Here is a 4,104-nt window from a genome sequence, read left to right as displayed (position 1 = left end):
TGTTGGGAAACACGGGAATGAAAAAGCCATCGGGAAATATGTTAAAGAGCAAGGACGTGCATCTCAATATGTTCAGATTCACAAAGACCAACTAAGGTTACTGTGATACCCCGACGCTTGCGTCGGGGAGAATGTCATTCTTCGGCCCTGGATCGGGAATTGGCTGTCGTTACTTGACATAATACAAAGGAGGTGTGTGATGGGTTTCTTTGCTATTCCGGCTGCAGGTGGTTTCTTTTTCTTCAGCGCCTGGCTGACTGTGATCTTCTGGGGCATAATTGCCCCTGAGTTTGATGCACCAACCATAGGCTATCCCATGGCTATGCTGATTACAATAGCGGTGTGGCTTGTTGTGGCTCCACTGGCCGCGGCTGTTAGCAGAGGGAGCAACTGGAAGCAGAGAGGATGCTGGTGGAGTTGAAAAAGGATGGTGGTGGTCTGGGCGGGTGTGGGGTATTTTGAGGAAACCAGACGGGTCTTGTAGAATGTCTAATGGGTTTGGGCTACACTTTTGGATTTTCATCGGTGGTCGGTTTTGTCAACCGCTGAAGGCGGTATTTGAGCAAGATGGCAACCTGAAGGTGAAAGATGAGTAAGCTAGCAAAAAAACTACGCCAGGTTTGTGAAAGCCAATTCACCCCCATGGGCTTCAGGTCGTCTGCCTCGCGGCCCGGCAGGCAGATGCTTCTTATAGCTTCCCTGCCTGGAGGTAAGAGTGGTCTATTCACGCAGATCAATATGGCTGAAGTTGATGCTGTGTTAGTGCATGGTAAGGATGTGGAGGATGGAGAAGCTCTGCGTCAGATTGCCAGTGGCATGGGTGATGTCCCCTGGGGGGTGTGGGTGGGAACTATGGATTCTGTGGACCTGAAGCAATTGAGGGAGGCCGGGGGGGATTTCTTCATCTTGGATTCTGCGTCGGCCCCGGCAGTATTGCTTGAGGAAGAAGAATTGGCCAAGGTGCTAAAGGTGAGCCTTTCTCAGGATAAGGAGTTGGTGGGCGCCGTGGGCGATTTGCCCGTGGATGCGGTGATCATTGATGTGAAGAATGATGGAGTTGCACTGACGATCTCTGACTTGATGTATTGCCAGTGGCTTGCTGGATTGGTAGATAAGCCTTTGCTTGTGGCTGCTCATAAAGAGCTGACAGAGGGGGAAGTCCGGGCCCTGTGGGAGGTGGGGGTTATTGGGGTGGTTATTGAGGTAGGTGGTGACAAGTGGCAGGAGGTTCTGGCCAGGCAGTCCCAGGGGATCGTAAATTTGCCCAAGAGAATAAAGAAGCGTAAAGAAAGCGGTCCGCTATTACCTCAATTGGGAGCAGAGTCTGAGACTGATGAGGACTGATAGCATCATCCGCCTTGGTCGCTGATTGAGTGAACCCGGCAAATCATTTCCCGGACGGACGGTTGGGTGGGGTTTTGGGGGTTGGGTTTTACAGGGTTAGTTTGAAACGGTATAATTAGATCTTGTGGATTGGCGATCAAAGTCAGTACAAATTGAGGTTACTCCCCTGTACCCCACGGTAAATAGTGAAAATCACCAGTTCCAATTCTTGATTCCAGACCTCATTCAGGGAATCTCACTGCATACCGGGAAACAAGGTATATCTTATTTACATGATCCATGGATTCTCCAGGAAGTCAGAATGTCGAATTCTGTTGGTAGGCAGAGCGCTTAAGTAGACAGGCAATAACTGCCAGTCACCAGTTGGTGGGATGCTTCAATGGCAGATCGGGATAGAGATATACATAAGACTAAGGAGGGAAAAATGGTAGGTATCTGTTCCTATGGCGCGTATGTACCCCTTTACAGATTGGCCCGCGAGATGATGGTTCTCGAGGGCAAGGGGGGCGCTGGAGAGCGGTCCGTAGCGGGTGCTGACGAAGACGCTCTGACAATGGCGGTTGATGCCATCCTCGATTGCACGAAGGGGAAGGACCATGGGTCGATCGACGGCCTGATCAACGCCTCAACGTCCTCGCCGTTTGACGAGAAGCAGCTGGCCGCAGCTGCCGCGGCTGCGCTCGACTTTGGTGACAACATCCTCACGGCGGACATCGGCAACTCGCTCAGAGGGGGTCTTACGGCGGTGAGGTTGGCCGCGGACGCCGTGAAGGCTGGCTCCGCCAAGAAGATGCTGGTCTCGGCGGCCGATTGCCGCCTCGGTGCTCCGCTTTCAGCGATGGAGTCGAATTCGGGCGACGGCGCCGCCGCTCTGTTGCTGGGAGACAAGGATGTGATCGCTACCATCGAGGGCTTCCACTCTTTCTCCACGGATTTCACTGACACGTGGAGACCGAATGGTGACAAGTTCGTCCATGTTTGGAGCGATCGGTTCACAGGTCCGGAAGGCTACACGCCTATGATGCAGTCGGCCATCGCGGCTGCCATGAAGAAGTTTGGAGTTGAGCCCAAGAATATCTCCAAGCTCGTCTACAGCGGACCGGATGCTAGGACGCATGGGGCCATAGCCACGGCGTTGAAGTTCGACCCCAAGACCCAGGTGCAGGATCCCCTCTTCGGCGTCATGGGCAACACCGGCGCAGCTCAACCGCTGATGCTGCTGGTGGCGGCCCTGCAACAGGCGAAGCCCGGTGACACCATACTGGTGGCTGCCTGGGGCGATGGCGTCGACGTGATGCTCCTCAAGGTCACGGACGCGATTGAAAAGATGAAGGACCGGCATGGCGTCCTCGGCTATCTCAAGTCTAAGAAGATGCTGCCTGGCTACTTGAAGTACCTCAGACTGCGCCACCTCTTCTTCATGGAAGCCACCAGGATTACGGGAATCACTCCGGGCTTGGCCCAGCTCTGGAGAGAGAGGGATTCTCTGTACAAGCTGCATGCCAGCAAGTGCAAACAGTGCGGCTGGCTGGATTTCCCGATCCGCCGAATCTGCCCGAAGTGCTACTCCAAGGACAACTACGAGCAGGTTAGGCTTCTGCCGGAGAAGGTCAAGCTGTATAGCTTCAGCACAGACACCATACCGACCATTCCTGAAGTCACCGACCCGCCGCAGGGCAGGGCCATCATTGACTTCGAGAACGGCGCGAGGTTGGAGCTCGAAATGACGGACTTTGGCGACATCCAAGCCCTAAAGATCGGTCAGCCTATGGAGATGACCTTCAGGAGGCTGGAGAGGCAGGGAGACGTCGCTGCCTACGCTTGGAAGTGCAAGCCAGTTCGGTAAGGAGGAGTGAAGAAATGGGATCGATAAAAGACAAAGTTGCCATAATCGGAATGGGTTGCACCCCTTTTGGTGACCTCTGGAAGATGGGTGTGGCCGACTTGATCATCAACTCCGCCTATGAGGCATACGAGGATGCCGGAGTGGGGCCCAAGGACATCGAGGCGGTGTTCGTGGGGAACGTTTCTTCCAGCATGTGGACTGGAGCTACGGTGACGGAAGCGCTGCAGTTGGACAAGATACCGGCCACCAGGGTGGAGAACAACTGCGCCAGCGGGGCGGAGGCGCTCAGGGTGGGAGCATTCTCAGTCGCCGCCGGCATGTATGACACCGTGCTCTGCGTTGGTTTCGAAAAGCTGAAGGACTACGGCAGCGGTGCCCTGGAAATGCCGGGCGGCCTGCATCCGATCACAGTGGTCGGCTCCGCACCAGGCTCGTTTGCCAAATCGGCAGTGCAGTACTTTGAGAAGTACAAGATCCCCTTCGACAAAGGGAAGGAGATCCTGGCCAAGATTGCGGTCAAGAACCATGCCAATGGGGCCCTTAGTCCCAAGGCCCACTTCCGCCGGGCGATAACGTTGGAGACGGCTATGAAGGCTCCCATGATTGCCTGGCCTCTGGGCTTGTTCGACTGCTGCCCGGTGACCGACGGCGGGGCTTGCGCCATCATCACTAGCGCAGAGACGGCCAAGGCCAGGAAGAAACCCCACGCACTGATCAAGGGCCTGGGCCTGTCGGTCGGACGCATTGACCCGTTCAAGGGCAAGTTCCGCTCCGACGTCGACATCACCTTCTGGGATGAGACCTGGGTGGCGGCGCAGCAGGTATACGCGCAGGCCGGGATCAAGGACCCGCGCAAGGAGATCGGCTCGGCCGAGGTCCACGACTGCTTTACCATCACTGAGCTCATCATATAC

Annotated in this window: 4 protein-coding genes; all 4 read left to right on the top strand. The window is 55.4% G+C overall.

Translation table 11 applies throughout. The features are described 5' to 3' along the window. The first annotated feature begins 199 nt into the window (after window positions 1-199). Window positions 200-421, top strand: a complete 222-nt coding sequence (locus NTZ04_03890) for a hypothetical protein (GenBank protein MCX5991457.1) — start codon at window positions 200-202, stop codon at window positions 419-421. Between the two features lie 167 nt (window positions 422-588). Then, the gene (locus NTZ04_03885; protein ID MCX5991456.1) at window positions 589-1,344 is read left to right on the top strand and encodes a hypothetical protein; all 756 of its coding nucleotides are present in this window, start codon (window positions 589-591) and stop codon (window positions 1,342-1,344) included. Between the two features lie 379 nt (window positions 1,345-1,723). Continuing rightward, the gene (locus NTZ04_03880; GenBank protein MCX5991455.1) at window positions 1,724-3,190 is read left to right on the top strand and encodes a hypothetical protein; all 1,467 of its coding nucleotides are present in this window, start codon (window positions 1,724-1,726) and stop codon (window positions 3,188-3,190) included. A 14-nt stretch (window positions 3,191-3,204) separates the two neighbouring features. Beyond that, on the top strand, window positions 3,205-4,104 hold a 900-nt coding region (locus tag NTZ04_03875), incomplete at its 3' end, for an acetyl-CoA acetyltransferase (protein MCX5991454.1).

Source organism: Chloroflexota bacterium, from assembly GCA_026389585.1.
Taxonomy (GTDB): domain Bacteria; phylum Chloroflexota; class Dehalococcoidia; order UBA2247; family RBG-13-53-26; genus JAPLHP01.
This window is presented reverse-complemented; position numbering and strand designations above follow the sequence as displayed.

What these genes read in the sequence shown, in the direction of transcription:
- NTZ04_03890 (MCX5991457.1), top strand. Translation starts at nt 200, where the DNA reads ATGGGTTTCTTTGCTATTCCGGCTGCAGGTGGTTTCTTTTTCTTCAGC.
- NTZ04_03885 (MCX5991456.1), top strand. Translation starts at nt 589, where the DNA reads ATGAGTAAGCTAGCAAAAAAACTACGCCAGGTTTGTGAAAGCCAATTC.
- NTZ04_03880 (MCX5991455.1), top strand. Translation starts at nt 1,724, where the DNA reads ATGGCAGATCGGGATAGAGATATACATAAGACTAAGGAGGGAAAAATG.